Here is a 23,644-nt window from a genome sequence, read left to right on the forward strand (position 1 = left end):
CCGGTTTGCTCCCGATGACAAGCCTCAGGCGTGCTCGGGCTCGCGCGCTTTGACCACCTTGTCGGCCAGCGTGCCGTTGAGCTCCGCCAGATGGTGGAACTCGGCTTCATAGGTCGCAAGGCCCTGGCTCAGAGAGCGGAGCTCGGCCTCGAGGCCGCTCAGTTCCGCTTCGGGGATCAGGGCCTCAACCCGGTCCCAGCCGTCCCAGCCGTCACGCGGGCCCATGCCCAGCATCTGCCCGCGACGGGAGGCCACGGCCGAGCTGACCTTGCTGGTTGCACCGGTCGGCGAGACGACAACGACCCGGTGCACCGGCTCCAGTAGGTGCGGCGCGGCAGCGGCGAGCGCTTCCTGCATGGCGATCCGGCCGGCGGTGCGAAAGGCAAGTTCGCTGCTGTCGACGCTATGGAAGCTGCCGTCCGTCAGCGTCACGGCCACGTCGACGATCGGAAAGCCAAGCGGTCCCTTGTGGCAGGCGTCGCGCACGCCTTGTTCGATGGCCGGAATGTACTGGCGCGGGATGGCGCCGCCATGGATCGTCTCGGTGAAGGTGACGCCCTCGCCGCGACCGAGGGGGCGGACCTCGATGACCACGTCGCCGAATTGCCCGTGGCCGCCTGATTGCTTCTTATGGCGCCCGCGCTGGGTGACCGGGCGACGGATGCTCGTGCGGTAGCCAATGGTCGGCTGGCGCGAGGTCACGCTGACCCCGTAGCGGCGCTTGAGCTTCGCCGTCACCGTTTGCAGTTGCTCGTCATTCACGCCGCGCAGGACCATCTCGTGCGCCGCCTCGTCATGGTCGAGGCGCAGCGCCGGGTCCTCCTCCAGCAGCTTGGCCAGGGCGCCAGACAGTTTGACGTCGTCCTTGCGGTCGGCTGGCTCGATGGCGAGGGCGCAATTGAGCGCCGGCGTGGGTACGTCCGGCGCCGGGGGCAGGGTGCCGGTACCAAGCCACTGGCCGGCGCGGACGCCTTCCAGCTTCGCCAGCGCCATCACCTCGCCATCCTCGCCGCGGGCGAGCTTGGCCATCTTGTCTCCCTGAACGGAGAAAAGTGCCCCGAGCCGCTGCGCACGGCCGTCGGCGTCGCGCACGTCCGTGCCTTCGCCGATCAAGCCGCCAAGCAGGCGAGCGTAGGCGAGGCGGCCCATCTGGCCGGCATTACTGATCTTGAAGCACCACAGCGCCGGATTGGTGACCCCGAGGCGCGCGGCAGTGGCGGTCGGCGCGGGAGTTTCGTGGCGCAACGCCTTGAGCAGGCGCCGGACGCCCCAGCAATTGCCAGCCGATCCGAACAGCACCGGCACACCAAGGTTCTCGCCGGTCTCACGCGCCAGGTCGCGGAAGACGTGGGCCGCGTCCGGCTGCTCGTCCATCAACAGCTGTTCAAGCAGCTCATCGTCGTGGTCGGCGAGCTGCTCGAGGAGCTGGGTGCGTGCCTGGTGCTCGCGGTCGAGGAGGTCGGCGGGAATGTCGATGCGTTCGGACGGTTTGCCGGCCTCGTAGTGAAAGGCGCGTTCCAGCGCGACGTCCACGAAGCCGGTGACCTGATCACCCTCGTGGGTGCGAGCACGAATGGGAATCTGACGGGCGATCAGCGGCGACACGCTCATCGGCTGCAGCGCCGCCAGCAGCTCGCGAATCGAGCCACGCGCCTGGTCGATGCGATTGACGAAAATGAGATGCGGCACGCCAAGCTCGTCCAGCGTGCGCAGGGCAGGGGCGGCAAGCGGCGCGCGTGCGGGGTCGGGATCGACCACCACCACCGCCAGATCGGCGGCGGCTAGCGCGCGCGTGCCGTCGGCCGCAAAGCCCGTGCCTCCAGGCACGTCGATCAGGGCGAAGCGCTCGTCCATGAAGCGCAGGTGCATGAGGTTGAGTTCGGTCGAGCCGCCACGGGCGCGCGCCTCTGGCGAGCTGTCGCCGACGCTGGTGCCCGCTCCGGTCGAACCCTGCCGGTCGATGGTCCCGCTGGCAAACAGCAGGGCATCGGCAAGGCTGGTCTTACCCGCGCCGGCCGGTCCGACCAGCGCGATGGCTCGAGTGCCTGGTACAGCCTCATGCATGTGCGACTCTCCTTCGTCCGAAGCTCGGGCGGCGAGTCGCCTGGTCACAGGCGCTTGACCACCTGGGAAGCTCGAGGGTCCTCCCGTTCGCGGGCGAAGGCAAGGGGGCCATGCGGCGAGCCGTGCCTGACACAGGCGAGTTACTGCCGAAACCGGGAGTCGGCCGAGTCCTTTGATTGCCGCTGAGGTAACTAAGGAGTAAATGCAAACCTGCTTCCAAGGGGGAGCAGGCAAATGCCCGATCTAGCCGTCGTCGTCTGTGTGGCGTTTGATCATCGCGCTCCCTTCACCGGCGTGAAGAGCTTCAAGGAGTGCATCTGCACCTGCCCCTTTGTCGACTCCGTGCTGGAGGTCTCAGGCACATACGACTTGATCGTGCACGCCCGTCTGTCCTCGCTTGAAGAATATACCACCGAGATGGAGCGCATCGCTCCGCAGCTTGCCGAATACGCGTCACGGGTCGAGTCGAACTTCGTCGCTCGCAAGGTCGATAGAACTCCCAAGGAATGCGCTCTTTGGGTACCCTGCCGGGAAGGCCGTCGGCGGATCGATGCCAGCATGATCAACAAGATCAACGCCGAAGGCGATTACATGCGCCTTTACATGGATGGCTCGGATTGCCTGGTGCACGACACGATCCGGCATCTGATGGCGCAACTCGACGCCGAGCAATTCATCCAGCTGCATCGGTCCACCGTGGTTCGGGCTGATTTCATTGATCGGCTGATGCACCGTGAGCGCCGCTGGGTGGCCCGTCTGCGCGACGGAACGGAGCAGGCAGTGGCCAAGAGTCGGGTCGGCGCGATCCTGCGCTCATTGTCGGCCGATTCGTCGACAGGTGGGAGCGTTTCGCCGACCTTCGGCAAGCCGGTCGAAGAAGTCAGTACGGTTAACGAAACGGAAATGAAGCGGCTTACCTAACGAGTTAACAAGGCCTCCGCGGGGAGACCTCCCGCAACGTCAGGAGGACGCAATGGAAAGCCGCAAGATCGCCTGCATCCTGGCAGCCGGTTTCATCGGCCTGGGACTGACGGCAAGCGCCACCGGCGCCTTCGCCAAGTCGCCGAAGGGTGATGTGGTGGTGGAAGCCCGGCGGATTGATCCGGAGACGCAGCGGGTCGTTCGCTACGACGACCTGAACCTGGCCTTCCGGTCCGACCAGAAGAAGCTGAATGGCCGCATCTGGCACACGGCAAGCCGGCTTTGTTACGCGCTGAACGGCGACCTCAACCACATGGGTTGCACCGGCGACGCGATCAACAGCACGGACGAGCAGGTCGCCGCGGCGATCCAGCGGGCCAAGCTGCGGATGGCGGGCCTGCCTGTCGGGCCGGCCGTAGCCATCTCGATGGTAATCGGCGCCCGCTGATCGCCGGCGACAAGGGGGGCGAAGGTGGCGGTCAGCTCGCCACCTGGGCGCCCGTGAGCGGCCCAAGGCGGCGTTAGCCACGGAACGCCTCTCCGTTCGCCTAGTTGGATGGGCGAAGGAGTGTTCGCGTTCATGGCTACCGCCGCCCGTCCCCCCGCCGATTCCCCTCAGGCCGATCACGGCCGTACCGCCGAGAAGCCGACCGAAATACCGGTCGTCGGCTGGAAGGAGATCGCCTTACGCAGCTGGAAGGAGGGCACGGACGACAACATCGGTCTGGTCGCCGCCGGGGTCGCCTTCTACGGCTTCCTGGCGTTGGTACCGCTGCTTGGCGCCACCGTGCTGACTTACGGCCTCGTGGCCGAACCACAGACAGTGCTGCGCCACGCCGGTGCGATCACCAACATGCTGCCGGGCGAAGCGGGGCAGCTGATCAGCCAGCAGCTTATTCAGGTGGTCCAGACCAGCGGCGGCAAGAAGGGCCTGGGCCTGCTGCTGGCGCTGGCGATCGCCCTGTGGGGTGCGCGCAACGCGGCTGGCTCGGTCGTGATCGCGCTCAACATCGCCTATGAGGAAAAGGAGACCCGCGGCTTCATCAAGAAGAACGTGCTGGCGCTGCTGATGACAATCGGCGCCGTGCTGCTGGCGCTGCTCGCGGGCGGCGCGATGGGCGTGCTGGCGGGCTTGGAAAAGCTGCTGCCGGACATCGGACCGGTCGGATCGTTCCTCGCCAAGTTGCTCACCTACGCCGTGCTGGGCGCCATCGCGGCGGCGGCGGTGGCGACCCTGTTCCGCTATGCCCCCGCCCGCGACAAGGCGAAGTGGACCTGGCTTACGCCCGGCTCGATCGCCTTCGCGGTCGGCTGGATCGTGCTGACCCTAGCTTTCGGCATCTACGTCCGGAATTTCGGCAACTATGGCGCGACCTACGGCTCGCTGTCGGCCATCGTGGTGATGCTTACCTGGCTGTACCTGTCCGCCTATCTGCTGCTGTTCGCGGCCGAGATCAACAGCGAGCTCGAGCACCAAACGGAGAAGGACACAACGTCCGGCGCCGACAAGCCACTAGGCGCCCGCAACGCATGGAGCGCGGACCATGTCGCCGCCGGCAAGACGGCAGCGGGCGAAGAGGAAGAGCGCAAGCCAGACGACGCTGCCCAGGCTCCCCCGGTACGCCAGCCGGTGCGCCTGGCAACCTCTTCGGGCGAGCCTGTCGGGGACGATGCCGGTCACCCGTACCTCGTCTCGCGCGTCAGTTCGCGGGCCGGTCAGCTGGCAGGCGCGCGCAAGATCTCGATGGTGTCGTCGGGCTTGGCGACGCTCGGCCTCGGCATGCTCAAGAAGCGCGGGCGCGAGAAGACCGGTGCAGCGCTGCTGGCAACGGCGGCGGGGCTGGCCTTGCTCCGCCGCCGCTGAGCCGGCTTACGCGGGGGAGACCCGGCCCTTCAGGGTGAAGCGATCATCCGCAAAGCCGAGCGGCAGCTCGAACTCGCCGCCGGACGAGGCGCCGACGGTGTGGACGCCGATGCCCAGATGGTCGTCCTGGTCGCGATGAATGTCGCTGTAGTCGTAGGTGCCGTGGATGGCGCCGCGGATCTTGGACATGACGTTCTCGCGCAGCTGCTCGATCACCGCTTCGTCGAAGCCGCTGCCGGACAGCTGGCGGAGCTGTGCCTCGACCTCCTGATGAAACGCCTGGTGCGCCTGCCCGACGGCGACGTCGCGGGACAGGTCCTCGTCGATCACCAGCGCGACCACGCCGACCGTGGCGTTGTCACCGGCAGTGAGGCTGGCAGTGCCGATCTCCTGCGGGACCGGCAGGGTTTGGCCGGCCTCGACGTCGTTGGCGAAGGCGCCGCGAATATCGTGGTGAGCCGGCGACTGCACATCGACCTGGCCGCCGCCGATCGCGAAGAAGCTGGTGAACAGATAGGGCTCGCAGCCGCCCTGTTCCGACTGGGCCTCGCAACGGAGGTCGGTGAGGGTGATGGTGACGCGGTCGGCCATGAGTTACTCCCCTGTGTGTCGGTGCGGCTAGCCGCGTAGCATGACAGCGGTGAGTCGCAAATCAGCGCAGCAGCAGGACGGCGGCCGCACCCGCAACCGCTGCGATCAGGGCGATCAGCAGGTCGCGGCCCTGCGGTTTGGGCAGTTCCTTGACCTCGACCTGGGCCGTAGGCAGGTCTGGCGGTGCGGCGCCGGGCGCAGGAAAGTAATGGTCGATGCGGTCGATCAGCTCGGGCAGCTTCTTGAGCGCCCGCACCGTATCGATGATCCGGTCGGCGTAGTAGGCCTCCGGGCCGAGTTCGCCTCGGATCCACTCGCGCAGGAAGGGCTCGGCCGTTTCCCACATGTTGATCTCGGGATCGAGGAAGGTCGCGACGCCTTCTTCCATGACCATGGTCTTCTGCAGCAGCAGGAGGTGCGGCTGCGTTGGCATATCAAAGTCGCGGGTGATGCTGAACAGCCCTTCAAGCATTCGCCCGACGCTGATGTCCTTGACTGCGAGACCGCGGATCGGCTCGCCAACGGCGCGCAGCGCCGTGGTGAACTCGGCCATGTTGTGGTGCGGCGGGACGTACTGCGCCTCGAAGTGGATTTCCGCCACCCGTTGGTAGTTGCCGGTGATCAGGCCGTAGAGGATCTCCGCCAGCCACAGCCGAGCCCGGCGATCGACCCGGCCCATGATGCCAAAGTCGATGGCGGCGATGCGCCCGTCCGGCAGGGCGAACAGATTGCCCTGATGGAGGTCGGCATGAAAGAAGCCGTCAATCACCGCTTGGCGCAAGAAGGCGCGGACCAGGGTGCGGGCCAGCTGGGGCAAGTCGTGACCGGCGGCGATAAGCTCGTCGCGCTTGGACAGCTTGATCCCCTCGATCCACTCCAGCGTCATCACCCGCCGGGCGCTGCGCCTCCAGTCGATCTCGGGCACATAGAAGCCTGGCTCGGCGACCATGTTCTGCTTGAGTTCGCTGGCACTGGCGGCCTCGCGGTTGAAGTCGAGCTCGCGCCTGGTCCACTGGCGGAACTGGGCAATGACGCTCTGCGGGCGGAGGCGTGCGGCCTCGCCGCCCAGGCGCTCGACGTGCGCGGCGGCCCATTCATAGGTCTCGAGCGCGCGGGCGAACTCGTCCTCGATGCCCGGCCGCAGCACCTTGACCGCGACCTGCCGGCCTTCGGTGGTTACCGCCCGATGCACCTGGGCGATGGAGGCGGCGCCAACTGGAACCTCGTCGAACTCGGCGTAGAGACTTTCCAGTGGCCTCTCCAACGCCTGCTCGACCGCGGCTCGGATCAGCGGAAAGGGCGCGGGCGGAAGCGAGTCCTGGAGGCGCAGCAGGTTGTGCGCGGCGCGCTCCCCGACCAGGTCGGGCCGGGTGGCGAGCGCCTGGCCCAGTTTGATCGCGGCCGGGCCGATCTCCTGCAGGGCATGGGCGTAATCGGGCTCGGCCGGCTGGCGCAGCCCGAAGCGGGCGAGGCGTAGAAGTCGGCGAACGCCAGGCGGAGTCAGCGGGTCCCGCTCAATGCCCTGCAACGCACCATTCCGCGCAAGCGTCCGACCCCAGCGCAGCAGACGGGTGAGATGCGTAGCGGAAGTGGTCAAACCTTCCACCCGCTCCAGATGCACACCAGACCGCCCATCAGGGTCTCCACGGAAGCGCGCTGGAAACCGGCGTCGGCGATCATGGCGCGGAACTGCTGCGGCTTGGGGAAGCGGCGAATGCTTTCCACGAGGTAGCGGTAGCTTTCCTCGTCGTCGGCCACGACCTTGCCGATGCGCGGGATCATCTTGTCGGCCCATAGCTCATAGGCGTCGCCGAACCCGGGCCACTCGCTGGTGGAGAACTCCAGCACGAACAATCGCCCGCCAAACTTGAGCACCCGGTGTGCCTCGCGGAGAGCCTTGGGTATGTCCGTGACGTTCCGGATGCCGAACGCGATGGTGTAGGCATCGAACTGCCGGTCGGGGAAGGTCAGCGTTTCCGCATTCTGCTGCGACCAGCTAAGGCCCTCGATGCCCCGCTGCTCGGCCCGTTCCATGCCGACGCCCAGCATGTCGGCATTGATGTCCGACACGGTCACCAGCGCGCCGCGCTTGGCCATCCGGAAGGCGATGTCGCCGGTGCCGCCGGCCATGTCGAGGATGTGTTCGCCCCGCTGTGGCTTAACTCGGCCGACGAAACGATCCTTCCACAGCCGGTGGGTACCCGCCGACATGAGGTCATTCATCAGGTCGTAGCGGCGGGCGACGGAGGAGAAGACGGCACCGACGCGGCGGGTCTTCTCCTCGGGGCTGACCAGCTGGTCGCCAAAGTTCACGGTGTCCGACATGGCGGCGCTCTAGCCGGGACCGGACGGGCGCGCCATATGGCCTTGCGTGCCCGAGCTTCCCGAAGTCGAGACGACCGTTCGCGGTCTGGCCACCGTGCTGGACGGCCGGCGGCTTACGCGCGTCGAGCCGCGCCGGCCTGACCTTAGACGGGCGCTGCCGCCCGACCTTGGCCAGCGGCTGACCGGCTCTCGGGTGACCGGCCTTGGACGGCGCGCCAAATATGGCCTGATCCATACCGACCGCCGTGACACTCTGGTTTTCCACCTTGGCATGAGTGGGCGCTGGCGGATCGATCCAGCCGAACTCGACAAGCATGACCACCTGCTGATTGAGACGGAGGAGGGACGGCGCCTCGCGCTGAATGACCCGCGGCGGTTCGGTAGTGTGGACCTGGTGCTCACGGCCGAGCTGGCCGAATGGAGCGGGTTTGCTGGGATGGGCCCGGAGCCGTTCGACATCACGGCCGAAGAACTCAAGCGGCGGCTGGAAGGGCGGAGCGCCGCCATCAAGCTGTTGCTGCTGGACCAGCGGATCGTCGCAGGGCTCGGCAATATATACGTATGCGAGGCGCTGTACCGCGCTGGCATCAGCCCCAATCGGGCCGGCGGGCGGATCAGCCTGGAGCGGCTCCGGCGGCTGGTGCCGGCTATCCACCAAGTGCTGGCTGAAGCGATTGAGGCGGGTGGGTCGACGCTGCGCGACTATGCGCAGCCCGATGGCGCGCTCGGCTATTTCTCGAAGAACTTCTCCGTCTACGACCGGGAAGGAGCGGCCTGCGCCTGCGGCGGCACCGTGAAGCGCTTTGCGCAGGGTGGGCGGTCCACCTGGTACTGCCCGGCCTGCCAGCGGTAGAGCGTTGACCCGAATCGGGCCCTCGTATAGGGAGCCGGCACGCCGGTGCGAGCTGACAGGCTTCGCGCCGCTTTTCTTTTGCACATCGAGGGACCTGACGACGACATGGCGAACACGCCGCAAGCCAAGAAGCGCATCCGCCGCAATGCCCGGCGCGAAGTCATCAATCACAGCCGCGTGAGCCGCATCCGGACCTTCATCAAGGCGGTCGAGATGGCGCTGACGGCCGGTGACAAGGGTGCGGCGACGTCGGCTCTGCAGGCGGCCCAGCCCGAGATCGCGCGCGGCGTGGCTCGCGGCGTCATCCACAAGAACACGGCGGCGCGGAAGTTTTCCCGCCTGACCAAGCGCGTATCCGCGCTGAGCTAAGACCAGCTCTCATTTTGTGCCGTTACGGAACGGCCGTCGGACCCTGTCCGGCGGCCGTTTTTCGTTTCGGACGAAAAACGTAATGATTCCTGCGATTCGCACGTTACTGCTCGGTTAACCACCACCATAAAGTCCGGATTTTCGCCATTAACGCGGCTTACTGAGAGCAGACCGCTGTCAAGACGGTTTATTTCAACGCTGTGAAAAAACGGTGCTTGGCATCCGACCCCGAGGTCCTCAAAACGCTCCTCCGGCAGTGATTCCACTGGGGGGATGCACTCAAGGGCAAGAGGCTAGCGCCGCGACTCGCGTCCGGCGCAACGGCTCCTCTGTGCCCGCGTCGGATGGGGCAGCAGGAGGCGGATAGCGGTGCAGCAGGATTGGTCGTCACAGGAGGCAGAGGATAGCGGCGAAGGGCTTGCTCCTCCGCTGACCGCCGCCTGGGAGGCCATCCGGAGCGGGCTGCGGCGCGATTGCGGAGTCCGGACCTTTGACGGCTGGCTGAAGCCGGCCGAGCTGGGCGAGTTTGATCCGGATACGGGTGCGCTCGAGCTGGTGATGCCATCCAAGTTCATGGCCGACTGGGTCCGCAGCCATTTTGGCGAGCGGCTGCAGCTTGCCTGGAAGACGACGCTGCCGATCGTGCGGGAAGTCCGGATCGTCGCGTGCGAGGGTGGGCCACGTCCGAGCCCGCTTCTGATCCTGGACGACGAGCCGACTCCCGCCGAGCGCGCAGTGGCCGCGTCCGTCCACCCGCGCCCCAACTTCGACCCGCGCTACAGCTTCTCGACCTTTGTCATCGGCAAAGCGAACGAGGTCGCCGCCACTGCCGCGCGCACGCTCGCGGAGGCGGATTCCGTCACCTTCAATCCGCTGTTCGTCCACGGCGGCACCGGACGCGGCAAGACTCACCTGCTACATGCCATCGGCCAGCGGTTCCTGGAGCTTCGGCCCGACGCCCTTGTGGTGTCGATGTCGGCCGAGAAGTTCATGGTCGAGTTTGTCCGCGCCATCCGCGAGAACGACACCATCGGCTTCAAGGGACGGCTGCGTTCGGCCGACCTGCTGCTGATCGACGACGTCCAGTTCATCGCTGGCAAGGAATCAACGCAGGAAGAATTTTTCCACACGATGAACGAGATCATCACGGCCGGACGGCGGCTGGTGATCACCTCGGACCGCGCGCCGCAGGACCTGGACGGGATCGCGCCGCGCATTCTGTCGCGCCTCAGCTGGGGCCTGGTCGCGGACATCAACCAAGCCGATTTTGAACTTCGCTACAATATCATCCTGGCCAAGCTGGCGGCGCTCCCCGGCGTCGCCATGTCGGGCGACGTGGTGCAATTCCTGGCTAAGCGTCTAACCGCCTCCATCCGTGAGCTGGAGGGCGCACTGAACCGCATCGCCGCTTACGCGATGATGACCGGCCGGGCGATCGACATTGCCTTCGTCGAGGAGGTGCTGGCGAACGTGCTGCGCGCCAACCAGCGACGCATCAGCATCGACGAAATTCAGACCCAGGTCGCCGAGCACTACCGCATCCGCAAGGCCGAGATGACCAGCGCTCGCCGAGCGCGCGAAGTCGCCCGGCCGCGTCAGGTCGCCATGTACCTTTCCAAGCAGTTGACCCCCAAGTCGTTGCCCGACATCGGCCGGCGCTTCGGCGGCCGCGATCACACCACGGTGATCCACGCTGTGCGCCAGATCGAGAAGCTGCGCGCGATGGACCCGGAGATCGACGCCGCCATCCGCCTGCTGACCCGCCAGCTGGAAGGCTGAGCGGGCCTGCCGCGGGCTGTCGCTACAGGCTGAAGTTGAGCATCAGCGAGGCGACGTGGTCGACGTTGTCCGGCCCGTTGCGGATGAAGAAGTACTGGTTGAGGTAACCGACCTCGGCATTCACGCTCTTCGACAGGGGCGCGTTGATGGCAGCGAGGTTGCGCATGCGCTCGAACCCCTTCTGCGCCTGAAAGCTCGGGGTGTTCAGATTGACGAACTGCTCATCGCTGAGAACCAAGCTTGTCTTGCCCACCAGGGGCATGGCGTAGCGAAGATAGGGGCGAACCCGCCAGCCGGTGCCGTCTATCCCGCGATGCCATCGCTGCTCGAACCGCATCCGGCCGAACAGATTGCCCGGGCCAACTTTCGCAAAATTATCGATGCTCACCTGCTCGCGGGCGCGTCGCTCGAGCACCGTGAAGTCTCCGGACGCATATTGCGGGTCGTGAGTATAGCCGGCGGCGATCGTGACCTTGGGCGTTAGCTTATAGCCGATCAGCGTGTTCGACTCGATCTCGTAGAGGCCGTCGCGATTATCGCTGAACCTGCCTACCAGCTCCTGCGACAAGCGCCACTTGCCGCCCAGGTTCACCGTGGCACTGGCGCCAGTCCAGATCTGGCTATCGTCGCGCGCGTGGGCGGCACCGGGCAGGACAACACCGCCGAGCAGGATGGCGGAAAGGGCGGAGCGTCGGATCAGGTGAGCCATGGCGCTCTCATCAAACCCTATTGTGACAATATCGCGACGCCATGCAGCTAGTTCCTTGACGGTGAGGCGCGCGGAGGAACTTCCGGAGCAGACGCCGCTTGTGGACGCAGGCTCCGGCGAGGAGAGGCCCATTGTCCCTGGTGCACCTGGTTGGCCGCTGGGCCGCGCTCTTTCTTGCCGGCCTGCTGCTCGGCGCCTGTGCCACGGCAACGCAGCTGTCGCGCCGTGACGCGCCGCTGATCCAAAATCGGACCTATGTGATCGTCGGCGCCTCCAGCGGCTTTGGTCGGGGCACAGCAGTGCGGCTCGGCGCGTTGCGGGCGAATGTGGTGCTGGCGGCGCGGCGGGCCGAGCTGCTGGCCGAGGTAGCCCGCGAGGTGGAGGCCGCCGGAGGTCGCGCGCTGGTGGTGCCGACGGACGTGAGCGATCCAGCGCAGGTCAACCGGCTCGCCGCAGCGGCGGTGACGCGCTTCGGCCGGGTCGACGTTTGGATGAACATTGCCGGCGCCGGGGCGGTCGGACGGTTCTGGGAAATTCCGATCGAGGACCAGTCGCGGGTGATCGACGTCAACGTGAAAGGCGTCATAAACGGCAGCCAAGCCGCGCTCCGCCAATTTGTTCGGCAAGGTGGCGGAACCCTGGTCAACATGGGCTCGGTCGAAAGCGAAGTGCCGATCGCCTACCATGCGACCTACGCCGCGTCGAAGGCGGCGGTGCTGAGCCTAGGCCGAGCACTCAACGAGGAACTGCGCCACGCCGGATATTCGCAGACGATCAAGGTCTCCACGGTGATGCCATGGGCGGCCGACACGCCCTTCTTCATCCACAACGCGAACTACACCGGTCACAAGGCACGGATGATCATGCTCGACGATCCCCGCAAGGTGGTCGACGCGCTGGTGTGGGTGTCGCTGCATCCGCGCGAGGAGCTGCCGGTCGGGTGGAAGGCGCAGGCGTCGGTCACCGCCCACAACCTGCTGCCCGACCTGACGGAGCGGGTCGCGGCCGACATCCACCGCTCGGAACTGAGCAAGGGCGCGGCGCAGCCGAACTCAACTGGATCGCTCTACCAGCCCATGCGGGACGGGCGAGGCGTGGATGGCGGCATTCGGGAGCGCCGGCGGCTGGAAGATGCGGCGCGCAAGGCAAGGCGGCCCCGCTAAACGAAAGGCCCGCCCGGATCACTCCGGACGGGCCTGCCTGATGGTCGGTGTCGAGCTTAGCGCGCGCGGCGCGTCGGAACGCTGATCTTCACCGTCTCGCCGCTGCGGCCCGGGAAGCCCGTGAACATGGCTTCGATCAGGTTCGGCACCAGCGTGCCAAGCTCGTCGGTGGTCGAGCGCGCCTGCGCCCGGCCGTCGAACAGCGCCTGATTGGTCGCGCGGTCCCGAATGTCCATCTCCAGCTGGCTGCGATACTCGGTGTAGACACGCAGGCCGCCATTCCAGAACGGATCGTCCCAGCCGTAGTAGAAGGGCGAGCCGAACCGGCCGTAGCCGAACCCGTAACCAAAGCGGCTGTAATATGGCCGGCCGGTATAGACGCCCCAGAACGGGTCGTAGCCACCGAAGCCGTAGCCGCGCCCGACGAACGGCTCTTCCTGGACGACCTGACGGCCGCGATCAACGCCGTAGCCAAGCTGCACGATCAGCTGCGCTTGCGCCGGGCTGGCCACCTGGCGATAGCCGCGGGCGTTCAGCTGCTGCGCGGCGAGCTGGGCAAAGGTCTGAAACTCCAGACCCCCGCGAGCGGCCGCGCCCATGCCGGGGACGACCGCGAAGGTCTGGCCGGCCGGAACCGGCATCGCCTGGTAGCGGGTAACCTTGGTCGGCAGCGTGGTGGCGCAGCCACCCACCGCAAGTGCCGACGCGCCGAGCAGGACGGCCGCCGTCACCTTCTTGAACATCTTCATGCTTGCACCCTCGTCTGGGACGAATTCCCGTTTAGTGTGAATGCTATAACACCCACGCACTTGAACGGTCGATGAAGCGAGATTGTTCAGCGGCGAAGCGAGCTACCGCAGCCCAACCGCCCGGTACGCCGCGTCAAGGGTCGGTGCGGCAATCTCGGCCGCCCGCTTCGCCCCGGCCGCGAGCTCGCGGTCCAGCATGGTCGGGTCGGCCCGAAGTTGCTCCAGCCGGCCGCGGATGGGGGCCAGCAGGGCGATCAGCGCGTCGGCCAGCGCCGGCTTGAAGGAGCCGAAGCCCTGGCCGGCGAAGTCGCGGCATACGTCAGCCTCGGTCCGGCCGGTCACCCCGGCCATGATGCCGACCAGGTTACGCGCCTCGGGCCGTCCGGCGAGCAGGGCAGGGTCATCCGGCAGCGGATCGGGATCGGTCCGAGCCTTGCGGATCTTGGCGGCGATCGTGTCGTCGTCGTCGATCAGGTTGACCCGGCTCATGTCGGACGGATCGGACTTGCTCATCTTGGCCGAGCCATCGCGAAGAGACATCACCCGGGCGGCCGTGCCGGCACCAATGAATGGCTCGGGCGGGACGAACAGGTCGGTGTCGTAATCGGTGTTGAACTTGATCGCGATGTCGCGGGTCAGCTCGATATGCTGTTTCTGGTCCTCGCCCACTGGCACGTGACTGGCGCGGTAGAGCAGGATGTCGGCGGCCTGCAGCACGGGGTAGTCGAACAAGGCGACGGACGCGCCTTCCTTGTTCTTGCCCGATTTGTCCTTCCACTGCGTCATGCGGCTCAGCCAGCCCATGCGCGCGGTGCCGTTCAGCAGCCAGCATAGCTCGGCATGGGCGGGGACGGCGCTCTGCGCAAACAGAACGGACTTGGCCGGGTCGATACCGCTCGCGATCAGCGCGGCCGCCATCTCGCGCACGTTGGCGCGGCGGGTGCCCGGGTCGACATGCTCGGACAGGGAATGGAGGTCGGCCAGAAAGAACAGGCACGGCGCCTCGTCCTGCATCGTCACCCAGCGCAGGATGGCGCCCAACAGGTTGCCGAGATGCAGGTTGCCGGTCGGCTGAATACCGGAAATGACCCGCGTGACGGGCACAGGCTCAGCCGGCATCTTCGACCGGCTTTCGGCGGCGCAGCAAGGCCTTGAATGCGTCCCGGTCGACGCCGCCGAGGACCCACACCAGCGGAAAATAGACCGCCAGGCCCGCGCCGATCAGGGCGGCGAGACCAACCAAGCGGTGGCCAAGGCCGCCCGTGAACCAGCCGCCGAGCAGCATGCGAACGCCATACAGGGCGGCGACCATGGCAGCGCCGGCGACCAGCTGCCGCGCGACCCGGCTGGCCAACCAGCCCGGGATGCGGAAGTGCCCCCGGCGATGCAGGATCGTGTACAGGATGATGCAGTTGAGCCAGCTGGTAATCGCCACCACCGCCGACAAGCCGGCGATGCCGAACCAGGGGATCAGCAGGAAGTTCAGGACGACATTCACGACCAATACAAGGGCGGCGATCTTGACCGGGGTCTTGGTGTCCTGGCGCGAATAGAACCCAGGGGTGAGTACCTTGACCAGCACATAAGCCGGCAGCCCAAGCACGATGATCGCCAGCACCTGCGCGGTGACCGCAGTGTCGGCCGCGCTGAACCGGCCACCCTGGAACAGTGCGCCGACCAGCGGCCCAGCGGTGGCACACAGTGCCAGCGCCGCGGGCAGGCAGAGCAGCATGGCGAGCTCGGCCGCCTGGGCCTGGATGGTCGCGGCCTTGTCGGGCTCACCGCGCCCGACGTGGCGGCTGATCTGCGGCAGGATGGCGGTGCCAAGTGCGGCGCCGATCACGCCAAGGGGCAACTGGTTCAGGCGGTCCGCGAAATTGAAGTAGCTCGGTGCACCGGTGCCGAGCCGGGTCAGGAAGAAGGTATCGATGAACGCGCTGATCTGGTAGACGCCGGCGCCCAACGTGGCAGGCACGACCACCCGCACGAACTGGCGCACGCCCGGCGTGATGCGCGGCCGCCGCAGCTTGAGCGAGATGCCCGCGCGCTTGGTGGCGACCAGCAGGAGGGCGAGCTGGATGACCCCGCCGGCCGTCACCGCAATCGAGAGAGCCGTTGCGCTCGCCTCGCCGCCGGTGGGAACGACGATCAGCGCCAGCATCATTGCCAAGTTCAGCAGCGCCGGCGCGAAGGCCGCGGCGGTGAAGCGGGTCAAGCTGTTGAGGATGCCGGAGAACAGCGAAACCAGGCTGATCAGCAACAGGTAAGGGAAGGTGATGCGTGTCAGGAAGGTGGTCAGCGCCAGCTTCTCGCCCGAGTAGCCGGACAGCGCGGCAACGAACGCCGGCATGATTAGCTGGAACACCAGGGTGAAGATGATGAGCGTCGGCAGGAACACCGCCAGCACCTCTTCGGAGAAGCGCCGCGCATCCTCCGCGCCGCCTTCGCCGTGCAGCCGCTGCGAGAACAAGGGCACGAACCCGGCCGAGAACGCCCCTTCGCCGAACAGGCGGCGAAAGGTGTTGGGCAAGCGGAACGCCACCACGAACGCGTCCGTAGCATTGCTGGCGCCCAGGATGCGGGAGGTTAGCATCTCCCGACCAAAGCCGAGAATGCGGCTCACCATGGTGAGCCCCCCGATCGTGCCGGTGGACTTGAGCAGGTTCATGACTCTGCGGTGACCCCCCCGAAGGCCGCTTATTGGCCGAATACGCTTACTGGACGGTAGGTTCGCCCTGCGGCAGCGCGCCGCCGGCACCCTGCTGTTGCTCCATCTGCGCCATGAAGATGGCGGCAAAGTCGATGGGGTCGAGCATCAGCGGCGGAAAGCCGAGGTCCTGGGTCGCGCCGGCAATGATCTGCCGCGCGAACGGGAACAGCAGCCGCGGCGCCTCGACGAGCAGGAACGGCCCAAGGGCCTCTTCCGGCACGTTGCGCAGCGCGAACAGGCCGCCGTAGCTGAGGTCAATGACGAAATGCACGCCGCTCTGACTGCGCGCCGAGGCATCGATTTTCAGCACCACCTCGTGCAGGTCATCGCCGACTTTGCTTACGTTGATGTTGAACTGCACGTCGAGCTGCGGCTGTTCATTCCACTGGAAAACCTGCGGGCTGGACGGATTCTCGACCGACAGGTCCTTAATGTACTGCGCCAGTGCGGCGACCTGCGGCTGGTCGCCGCCGTCCTGCGGGTTGGCGTCGCCGTTGGTCGGGGAAAAGGAGTCCTGCTCGGCCATGGATCGTTGAAACCTTCGCGTGCATTGAGGTGCGTGGGACAGCGGCGCAGCACTGGTCCGACTGGAATGCGCGACTAGCAGTCGGGCCGGAAGGGCGCAACCGCGCGGCGAAAGCGCACATCCGCCAAAAGGCGGGGGTTGGACCGATGCGACGCAAGGCCTATGTTGTGCGTTAGACTTCCTGGACTGGATTGACCTTGGTTTCGATCATCATCCTTGCCCTTGTGGCCCTGTTCATCGGCCTGCGCCTCTATAGCGTATTGGGCGAGCGCACCGGGCATGAGCAGCAACTGACCCTCAAGCCGGCAGAGCAGGACGCGACGGTGGCGCCGCGTCCGCAGCCGTCCCCGCTGATTGCAGCGAACCCGGCCGAGCCTAGCGGCGACGCTTATCTGCCGACTGCCGGCCCGGGGGTGCGGGCCATCCTGTCCGCCGACAGCAGCTTCGACGTGGCCCGCTTCCTTGAGGGAGCGCAATCCGCCTACCGGATGATCCTGGAGGCGTTCTGGCGCGGCGAGCTTGACGATGTGCGCGGGTTCATCGACCCGGAGGTATACGCCACCTTTGCCACGGCGGTGGAGGAGCGGAACACGGCCGGTCACCGGCTGGACAACCGGTTGGTGGCCATCGAGCATTCCGTGATCGCAGCCGCTGCCTTGGACCGGTCGGTAGCCACCGTTACTGTCCGCTTCGAGGCCGATATCGCGGCCGTTACCCGCGACGCTGCCGGGGAAGTCGTCGCCGGCTCTCTGAGCGATGCGGTGCAGACGCGCGACAAGTGGACCTTCCGCCGCGACCTCGCCAGCCGTGATCCGAACTGGATCCTTATCGAGACCGACGAAGAAGAGTGAGCCACTCGTACCGATTGCTGGCGGTGACGAGCGCCGCGCTGCTGAGCGCCGCCTGTGCCACCCGACCAGCTGCTCCGCCGATCACTGGCCCTACGCCGCCCGCTGTGGTGCCCAAGCCGGTATCGCCCAAGCCGGCCAATGCGCTGGCGGCGGGTGTCACGCTGGCGTCGCCCCGCACGCTGACCGTCGAGCAGGCGGAGCGGGCGCTGCCTGCCTTCCGCCTGAGCTGCCCGGCGCTGATGCGGCGCACGGACCCATCCGGGCTGACCCGCGGCACCGACTGGCAGCCGCTGTGCGCCGAGGCCGCGGCGGTGCAGCCAGGCAGCGCCAAGAATTTCTTCGAGACCCGCTTCGAATGGGCGCGGGTCGGAACCGACGCAGCCTTTGCCACCGGTTATTATGAGCCCGAGATCCTCGGCAGCCGCACACCGGCGCCGGGCTTTGCCGTGCCGATCCATCGCACCCCATCGGACCTCGTGCGCTGCACTCGTGCAGATGGCCAGACCGGGCGTGGGCGCATCGACGAGACCGGCACTTGCGTCCTCTACTACACTCGCGCCGACATCGAGGACGGGGCGCTGGCGAACAAGGGTCTCGAGCTGGCCTATGCGGCTGACCCAATCGACCTGTTCTTCGTCGAGATTCAGGGCTCGGGCCGGCTGAAGCTGCCGGACGGCAGCGTCATGCGACTCGGCTACGACGGGCAGAACGGCCGCGACTACATCGCCATCGGCAAGCTACTGCGCGAACGTGGCGTGCTCCCGCCGGGCGGAGCCAACATGGAATCGATCAAGGCCTGGATGCGGGCTCAGCCCGATGGCGGCCGCTCGTTGATGCGCGAGAATCCCAGCTACATCTTCTTCAAGGAGCTGACCGGACCGGGGCCGCTCGGCGCGCTCAATGTCGCGGTGACACCACGGACGACCGTCGCTGCCGACCCTGCCTTCACGCCGCTTGGGGCGCCCGTGTGGCTGGACGTCGACCGGCCGGAAGCAGACGGCCTTTGGGTGGCGCAGGACACCGGAGGCGCGATCAAGGGCGCCAACCGCTTTGATACGTTCTGGGGCGCCGGCGATTACGCCCAGGTGACGGCGGGCGGCATGGCGGCAAAGGGTGACGCGCTGCTGTTGCTGCCCAGGGGTACGGTCGAGCGGGCGCGGGCTGCCCAGGCTGCCGCGACGCTGGCGGCGAATGCGCAAGCTCAACCCTGACGAGGAGATGCTGTGGGCGCGGGTGACCGCAACCATTCGCCCGCTCAGCCGTAATCCGCTGCCGCACCCGGTTTCCGCCCACCCCGAACCTCTCCCGGACAAGGCGCAGCCCATTGTTCTCGTGCCCAGTGCACCGAAGGGCAGGGTGCCGCCCGGGCGATCAGCGCCAAGCCTGGCCAAGCCGCGTCCGACCATTCACGGGAGCCTCGACAGCCACTGGGATCGCCGCCTGCGCAGTGGCACCATCGCGGTTGACCGCACGCTCGACCTCCACGGCCACAGCCTGGAACGGGCCTGGGAAGCGCTCGACCGGGCGCTGGAACAAGCGGTCGCGGCCGGGGATCGCGTGCTGCTCCTGGTCACCGGCCACCACCGGCCTGGCGAGCCGCCGGTGCAGCGCGGCAAGATCCGCGCGGCGGTGCACGACTGGCTGGCCGTGTCCCGGCATGCCGACCGGATCGCCGCCGTCCGCAGCGCTCACAAGCGCCATGGCGGCGGCGGGAGCCTGTACCTGATCCTGCGCCGCTGACGGGAAAATCCGTGGCAAGCCTCACTTTTTCTTAACGCTGCCGCTCTAGCCCATGTGCTGGAGCACCATGCAAGACGGCACCGCACAGAAACTGAGCAACGTCCTCCTGTCGGCAGCGGCAGGCGTCGCCTCGTTCGTGTTCAGCATGGCCGCTTTCCTGACGCTGTCGCACCTCAACGACCAGATCGTGGCCAGCCTCGTCGCCGGCGCCTTCTGCCTACTGGTCAGCTACATTGCGGCCGAGCGCCCCAACAGCGAAAGCGCGCGAGCCCTTGGTGCATTGCGCGACCGCCTGCTGGCGGTGGAGGACGGCGACCTGACCAGTGCGGCGCCGCCGATCGTCGGCCGTGTCCATCCCAAGCTTGCCGCTGCGGTAGATCGCCTGTTTGCCGAGGTCCGCTCATCCATCGAGAACGCCCATGCGCTCGGCATGTACGATCCGGTGACCTCGCTGCCGAACCGGCTGAACTTCCGCAACGACGCCGAACGGATGCTCGGCTCATCCGCTGCGGGTCAGCTCGGCGCGTTGCTGTTCGTTGACCTCGACCGGTTCAAGACCGTCAACGACAGTCTGGGCCACGCCCGCGGCGACCAGCTGCTGGTCATGGTGGCCAATCGCCTCCGGGTGGTGGTCAACACCGAAGCCATTGCAGACGCCGAGCGGCCGCTCGTAGCCCGGCTGGCTGGCGACGAATTTACCCTGCTTTTCCCCGATGTCGGCGGGATCGAGAAGGCGCAGCACCTTGCGCGCCGCGTCGTGCTGGCGATCGGCGAACCATTCGAGCTTCATGGCCACAGCCTCGACATCGGCGCGTCGGTCGGCGTCGCCCTGACACCCGCGCACGGCACCAGCATCGAGGCGCTGATGCGCGCGGCCGACATCGCCATGTACCGGGCCAAGAACCGGGGCGGGGGCCAGCACTGCCTGTTCAGCGAAGAACTTGCGCTGGAGTATAGCCGCAAGGTCGAAACTGAGACGGCGCTTACGGATGCCGTTCAGCGCGGCGAGTTCCTGCTCGCTCTGCAGCCGCAACTGAGCCTGCTGACGGGCGAGATCACCGGCGCCGAGGCGCTTATCCGGTGGAATCATCCTCGCGACGGCGTGCGCGCCCCCGCCACCTTCATCCCGATCGCCGAGCAGACCGGCATCATCGGCGACATCGGCGACTGGGTGATGGCGGAAGTGGCGGCCCTGATCGCCTCGTGGAACGAAACCGGCAAGCGCCGCAAGCGGCTGGCCTTCAACGTCAGCCCGCGCCAGCTCGACCGCGCCGACTTCTTCGGCCGGCTGCGGCAATGCTTCGGCGCCGCTGGGGTGCCGCTCAGCCAGATCGAGCTGGAATTCACTGAGAGTGCCGCCATGGAATGCTCGGCTGCGACGCTGGCGGAGATTGCCGCGCTGCGGGCGGATGGCGCCACCATCGCGCTGGATGACTTCGGCACCGGCTACTCGAACATCGCCCGGCTGCGCACCCTGCCGATCGACCGGGTGAAGCTCGACCCGTCGTTGATCAAGGACATCGAGAGCTGCGACAAGGCGCGGGTGATCGTGCAGGCCGTCATCCACCTCGTGAAGGGCGTCGGCTGCGAAGTGGTGGCCGAGGCCGTCGAGACGGTCTCCCAAGCGGACATCCTGCGCGCCATGGGCTGCGACACCGTGCAGGGTTTCGTCTTCGCACAGCCGATGTTCGAAACCGAATTCGTCGCTTGGACCAACGGCGCCGATCGCGGGCTGAAGGGCGCGGCCTAACCTACGACCTTGTCGACGATCCGCCGGTAAATTCGAGCAAGGGCGCGAATGTCCTCCACGCCGGCGCTCTCGTCGAGCTTGTGCATGGTCGCATTAGGCAGACCGAAATCCACAACCGGGCAGAGCTGAACCAGGAAGCGGCCGTCGGACGTGCCCCCGCTGGTCGATAATGCGGGAGCCTCGCCGGTCTCCTCGCGAATGGCACCCACGACCAGGTCGTAGAGCTCCCCTGGCGGCGTCAGGAAGGCCTCGCCGGAGATGCGCGCCCGCACGTTGGCGCGCGAGTCGATCGCCTGTGCGATGGCGGTGACCCGCTCGACCAATTCGGACCCGCGCTGGAGATTGTTGAAGCGGATATTCAGCTGGGCGGTCGCCTCGCCCGGGATGACGTTGCTCGCGTGGGTTGGCGTCCCAAGCCCGGTGAACTCAAGGTTCGATGGGGGGAACACGTCCGTGCCGTCGTCAAGGTGCAGCGCGTCAAGTTCGGCGATGATGCGGGCAAGGGCGCCCACCGGATTGTCTGCCTTGTGCGGATAGGCGACATGACCCTGCGTGCCCGGCACGGACAGCCACATGTTGACCGATCCGCGCCGGCCGATCTTCACCGTGTCGCCCAGCCGAAGTTCGCTGGTCGGCTCGCCGATCAGGATCATGTCCGGCCGAATGCCGCGTTCGTTCAGCCAGTCGATGATTCGCGGCGTCCCGTAGGTTGCATAGCCTTCCTCATCACCGGTGATCAGGAAGGAAAGGGTACCCCGCCGCTGCTCGATGGAGGCCACGGCCGCCACCATGGATGCGATGGCGCTCTTCATGTCGTTGGCGCCGCGTCCGATCAGCCGTCCGTCCTCGATGCGCGCGCTGAACGGGTCGCCGCTCCAGCCCTCGCCCGCCGGGACCACGTCGAGGTGTCCCGCGAAGCCGAAATGCGGCCCAGGTCCAGCCTCGCGAATGGCGACCATGTTCTCCGTCGGCCCGTCCGGCGCCGCGCCAAGGGTGAAGCGATGAACGGTGAAGCCCAGCGCTGACAATGCCTCGTCCACTACGTCGAACACGGCTCCCCTCGCGGGGGTTACGGAGGGCACGGAAATCAGCTTGGTGGCGAGGTCGACCGGGTCGATGATAGACATGGGCGCGGAGCTAGCACGGGAGGCGTGGATGCCGAAACTGGACCTGGGAGCAATCGAGCCGACCAACGCGACCGGCTATCCAGAACCGCATGACAAGGCGGTGGCTGGACGCTGGTACCGGAGGCTCGCGCCAGTTGCAGGCCTCACCGACTTCGGGGCGAGCCATGTCGTGCTGAAGCCCGGCGCATGGTCCAGCCAGCGGCACTGGCACGACGGCGAGGACGAGTTCCTGGTGATGATCGCGGGCGAGGCGACGCTGGTCGAGGACGATGGGCCGACCACCCTGCGCGCCGGCGACTGCGCGGCGTTCCCCAAGGGTGTCCGCAACGGCCACCATCTTCGCAACGACAGCGCCGAAGATTGTGTGTTCCTGGTGGTCGGCGGCGGCGAGCGCACTGGTGGAGGCTACAGCGACATCGACATGCTGTTCACCGCGGACAATCGCTATACTCGCAAGGACGGAACGCCGTACGGCAGCGACCGGGTCTAGGCGCCGGAAATCATGTTCAGCAGGCCGATGGTCGTGCCGGGGATTAGGCCGCAATTCGCCGCCGCCTTGCCGACTTCCAGCGGCACGCGGACGTCATGGACCCCGCTAGCGACCCGAATCAGGTCGGTCGGGGTGAGCGCCTGCGGATTTGGATCGTTCTCGCGATAGGTGCGCGCCAGTCCTGCCAACTCCTGCAGCTGCCCGACCGACAGGCGAGACTGGAGCCGGTCGCCGACGCATCGCGCCTGTTGCGGCGCCAGGCCATAGCCTTCCAGCGCATCGGTGATCCGGTCGGACGGGGTTGCGCAAGCCGCGAGGCTGAGCAGCGGGGTAAGATAAAGCAAGCGCATCAGGCGCTTAACGGACACACCCGAAGCTTAGTTGCAGTGGTGGCTCAGCTATTTGCCGGCTGCTCGTACTGCTCGATCACCCACGGTTCGTCCTGTGCCTGCCCGATCCACTCGGCCACGTGCGGGTGCTCCAGCACGGTTTCCATGTAGCGGCCCGCGAAGGGTGGGACGGGCACGGAGTAGGTGACAAACCGGGTCACGACGGGCGCGAACATCATGTCGGCCGCGCACCACCCGCCGAACAGGAAGTCGCCGGTGCCGCCGTGCCGTGCCCGGGCCTGCGCCCATAAAGTCAGGATGCGGTTGATCTCCGCCTTCACGGCATCGGCAAGCGGCCGCGGGCCAAGGTGGCGGCGGACGTTCATCGGCAGGTCGCGGCGCAGGTTGGCGAAGCTGGAATGCATTTCCGCGGCCATTGATCGAGCCATGCCGCGGGCGCTGTCGTCCTCCGGCCAATATCGGTCGCGGCTGGTGAGGTCGGCGCAATATTCGATGATGGCCAGGCTATCCCATACCACGGTGTCGTCGTGCCACAGCAGCGGCACCTTGCCCGACGAAGGCGCGAATTCGCCACCGTCGCGCCGCTGGTTCCAGGCCTCGTCATAGAGCGGCACGACCAGTTCCTCGAACTCAAGCCCGGACGCCTTGAGGGCGAGCCAGCCACGCATGGACCAGCTCGAATACGCCCGGTTGCCGATGATGAGCTTCAACCG

At 66.8% G+C, this 23,644-nt stretch carries 24 protein-coding genes; 12 read left to right on the forward strand and 12 right to left on the reverse strand.

Annotation, left to right across the window (positions count from 1 at the left end):
• Positions 1-24: 24 nt before the first annotated feature.
• The gene (locus OMW55_RS05535) at positions 25-2,064 is read right to left on the reverse strand and encodes an elongation factor G (RefSeq protein ID WP_264881441.1); all 2,040 of its coding nucleotides are present in this window, start codon (positions 2,062-2,064) and stop codon (positions 25-27) included.
• 375 nt (positions 2,065-2,439) lie between these two features.
• Between OMW55_RS05535 and OMW55_RS05540 the strand changes: the two genes are divergently transcribed.
• The 3 genes from OMW55_RS05540 (at position 2,440) to OMW55_RS05550 (ending at position 4,849) form a co-directional block, all read left to right on the forward strand.
• Positions 2,440-2,985 carry a LytTR family DNA-binding domain-containing protein gene (locus OMW55_RS05540; RefSeq protein WP_264882013.1) on the forward strand — a complete coding sequence of 182 codons (546 nt, stop codon included), beginning with the start codon at positions 2,440-2,442 and terminating at the stop codon, positions 2,983-2,985.
• Between the two features lie 52 nt (positions 2,986-3,037).
• Entirely contained in the window at positions 3,038-3,433 is a 396-nt protein-coding gene (locus OMW55_RS05545) for a UrcA family protein (RefSeq protein WP_264881442.1), read from the forward strand.
• Positions 3,434-3,565: 132 nt separating this feature from the next.
• Positions 3,566-4,849, forward strand: coding sequence for a YihY/virulence factor BrkB family protein (locus OMW55_RS05550; protein ID WP_264881448.1), 1,284 nt, complete (start codon positions 3,566-3,568; stop codon positions 4,847-4,849).
• Positions 4,850-4,855: 6 nt separating this feature from the next.
• Here OMW55_RS05550 and OMW55_RS05555 read toward each other — a convergent pair whose 3' ends face one another.
• The 3 genes from OMW55_RS05555 to OMW55_RS05565 all read right to left on the reverse strand — a co-directional run bounded on the left by OMW55_RS05555 (position 4,856) and on the right by OMW55_RS05565 (position 7,765).
• Positions 4,856-5,440, reverse strand: coding sequence for a hypothetical protein (locus OMW55_RS05555; protein ID WP_264881450.1), 585 nt, complete (start codon positions 5,438-5,440; stop codon positions 4,856-4,858).
• 61 nt (positions 5,441-5,501) lie between these two features.
• Positions 5,502-7,037 carry a 2-polyprenylphenol 6-hydroxylase gene (gene ubiB / locus OMW55_RS05560; protein ID WP_264881451.1) on the reverse strand — a complete coding sequence of 512 codons (1,536 nt, stop codon included), beginning with the start codon at positions 7,035-7,037 and terminating at the stop codon, positions 5,502-5,504.
• On the reverse strand, positions 7,034-7,765 hold the full coding sequence (locus OMW55_RS05565) for a class I SAM-dependent methyltransferase (RefSeq protein ID WP_264881452.1): 732 nt from the start codon (positions 7,763-7,765) through the stop codon (positions 7,034-7,036). Before OMW55_RS05565 ends, ubiB begins: the two co-directional genes overlap by 4 nt.
• Positions 7,766-7,811: 46 nt before the next feature.
• Here OMW55_RS05565 and mutM point away from each other — a divergent pair, with 46 nt between their 5' ends.
• The 3 genes from mutM to dnaA all read left to right on the forward strand — a co-directional run bounded on the left by mutM (position 7,812) and on the right by dnaA (position 10,766).
• On the forward strand, positions 7,812-8,618 hold the full coding sequence (mutM, locus tag OMW55_RS05570; RefSeq protein ID WP_264881453.1) for a bifunctional DNA-formamidopyrimidine glycosylase/DNA-(apurinic or apyrimidinic site) lyase: 807 nt from the start codon (positions 7,812-7,814) through the stop codon (positions 8,616-8,618).
• A 105-nt stretch (positions 8,619-8,723) separates the two neighbouring features.
• On the forward strand, positions 8,724-8,987 hold the full coding sequence (gene rpsT, locus OMW55_RS05575; RefSeq protein WP_264881455.1) for a 30S ribosomal protein S20: 264 nt from the start codon (positions 8,724-8,726) through the stop codon (positions 8,985-8,987).
• A gap of 369 nt (positions 8,988-9,356) precedes the next feature.
• Entirely contained in the window at positions 9,357-10,766 is a 1,410-nt protein-coding gene (gene dnaA / locus OMW55_RS05580) for a chromosomal replication initiator protein DnaA (RefSeq protein ID WP_264881457.1), read from the forward strand.
• A 22-nt stretch (positions 10,767-10,788) separates the two neighbouring features.
• Here dnaA and OMW55_RS05585 read toward each other — a convergent pair whose 3' ends face one another.
• A complete protein-coding gene (locus OMW55_RS05585; protein ID WP_264881459.1) occupies positions 10,789-11,475 on the reverse strand; it encodes a DUF2490 domain-containing protein in 687 nt (228 codons plus the stop codon).
• A gap of 140 nt (positions 11,476-11,615) precedes the next feature.
• On the opposite strand from OMW55_RS05585, the gene OMW55_RS05590 reads away from it, so the two are divergent.
• On the forward strand, positions 11,616-12,638 hold the full coding sequence (locus OMW55_RS05590; RefSeq protein WP_264882014.1) for an SDR family NAD(P)-dependent oxidoreductase: 1,023 nt from the start codon (positions 11,616-11,618) through the stop codon (positions 12,636-12,638).
• A gap of 56 nt (positions 12,639-12,694) precedes the next feature.
• Here the strand turns inward: OMW55_RS05590 and OMW55_RS05595 are convergent, their stop codons facing one another.
• The 4 genes from OMW55_RS05595 to secB all read right to left on the reverse strand — a co-directional run bounded on the left by OMW55_RS05595 (position 12,695) and on the right by secB (position 16,623).
• The gene (locus tag OMW55_RS05595; protein ID WP_264881461.1) at positions 12,695-13,387 is read right to left on the reverse strand and encodes a DUF4136 domain-containing protein; all 693 of its coding nucleotides are present in this window, start codon (positions 13,385-13,387) and stop codon (positions 12,695-12,697) included.
• A 102-nt stretch (positions 13,388-13,489) separates the two neighbouring features.
• A complete protein-coding gene (gene trpS / locus OMW55_RS05600) occupies positions 13,490-14,506 on the reverse strand; it encodes a tryptophan--tRNA ligase (protein WP_264881463.1) in 1,017 nt (338 codons plus the stop codon).
• Positions 14,496-16,055 carry a murein biosynthesis integral membrane protein MurJ gene (gene murJ, locus OMW55_RS05605; protein WP_264881465.1) on the reverse strand — a complete coding sequence of 520 codons (1,560 nt, stop codon included), beginning with the start codon at positions 16,053-16,055 and terminating at the stop codon, positions 14,496-14,498. Before murJ ends, trpS begins: the two co-directional genes overlap by 11 nt.
• A 46-nt stretch (positions 16,056-16,101) precedes the next feature.
• Positions 16,102-16,623, reverse strand: a complete 522-nt coding sequence (gene secB / locus OMW55_RS05610; protein ID WP_264881467.1) for a protein-export chaperone SecB — start codon at positions 16,621-16,623, stop codon at positions 16,102-16,104.
• Positions 16,624-16,820: 197 nt separating this feature from the next.
• Here secB and OMW55_RS05615 point away from each other — a divergent pair, with 197 nt between their 5' ends.
• The 4 genes from OMW55_RS05615 to OMW55_RS05630 all read left to right on the forward strand — a co-directional run bounded on the left by OMW55_RS05615 (position 16,821) and on the right by OMW55_RS05630 (position 20,964).
• A complete protein-coding gene (locus OMW55_RS05615; protein WP_264881469.1) occupies positions 16,821-17,474 on the forward strand; it encodes a Tim44/TimA family putative adaptor protein in 654 nt (217 codons plus the stop codon).
• Positions 17,471-18,685: a murein transglycosylase A gene (gene mltA, locus OMW55_RS05620; protein ID WP_264881470.1), complete on the forward strand. Its 1,215-nt coding sequence runs from the start codon at positions 17,471-17,473 to the stop codon at positions 18,683-18,685. Before OMW55_RS05615 ends, mltA begins: the two co-directional genes overlap by 4 nt.
• Positions 18,666-19,214, forward strand: coding sequence for a Smr/MutS family protein (locus OMW55_RS05625; RefSeq protein ID WP_264881472.1), 549 nt, complete (start codon positions 18,666-18,668; stop codon positions 19,212-19,214). The genes mltA and OMW55_RS05625 overlap by 20 nt, the downstream gene beginning before the upstream one ends.
• A 67-nt stretch (positions 19,215-19,281) precedes the next feature.
• On the forward strand, positions 19,282-20,964 hold the full coding sequence (locus OMW55_RS05630) for a putative bifunctional diguanylate cyclase/phosphodiesterase (RefSeq protein ID WP_264881474.1): 1,683 nt from the start codon (positions 19,282-19,284) through the stop codon (positions 20,962-20,964).
• On the opposite strand, the gene dapE is transcribed toward OMW55_RS05630, so the two are convergent.
• Positions 20,961-22,091, reverse strand: a complete 1,131-nt coding sequence (gene dapE / locus OMW55_RS05635; RefSeq protein ID WP_264881476.1) for a succinyl-diaminopimelate desuccinylase — start codon at positions 22,089-22,091, stop codon at positions 20,961-20,963. The two genes, OMW55_RS05630 and dapE, sit on opposite strands and share 4 nt — an antisense overlap.
• Before the next feature lie 28 nt (positions 22,092-22,119).
• Between dapE and OMW55_RS05640 the strand changes: the two genes are divergently transcribed.
• Positions 22,120-22,581: a cupin domain-containing protein gene (locus tag OMW55_RS05640; protein ID WP_264881477.1), complete on the forward strand. Its 462-nt coding sequence runs from the start codon at positions 22,120-22,122 to the stop codon at positions 22,579-22,581.
• On the opposite strand, the gene OMW55_RS05645 is transcribed toward OMW55_RS05640, so the two are convergent.
• Together OMW55_RS05645 and OMW55_RS05650 are read right to left on the reverse strand one after the other, a co-directional pair.
• A complete protein-coding gene (locus tag OMW55_RS05645) occupies positions 22,578-22,931 on the reverse strand; it encodes a hypothetical protein (RefSeq protein ID WP_264881479.1) in 354 nt (117 codons plus the stop codon). The genes OMW55_RS05640 and OMW55_RS05645 overlap by 4 nt on opposite strands.
• Positions 22,932-22,975: 44 nt before the next feature.
• Positions 22,976-23,641 carry a glutathione S-transferase family protein gene (locus OMW55_RS05650; RefSeq protein ID WP_264881481.1) on the reverse strand — a complete coding sequence of 222 codons (666 nt, stop codon included), beginning with the start codon at positions 23,639-23,641 and terminating at the stop codon, positions 22,976-22,978.
• Positions 23,642-23,644: the final 3 nt, after the last annotated feature.

The organism is Sphingomonas arvum (assembly GCF_026013565.1).
Classification (GTDB): Bacteria; Pseudomonadota; Alphaproteobacteria; order Sphingomonadales; family Sphingomonadaceae; genus Sphingomicrobium; species Sphingomicrobium arvum.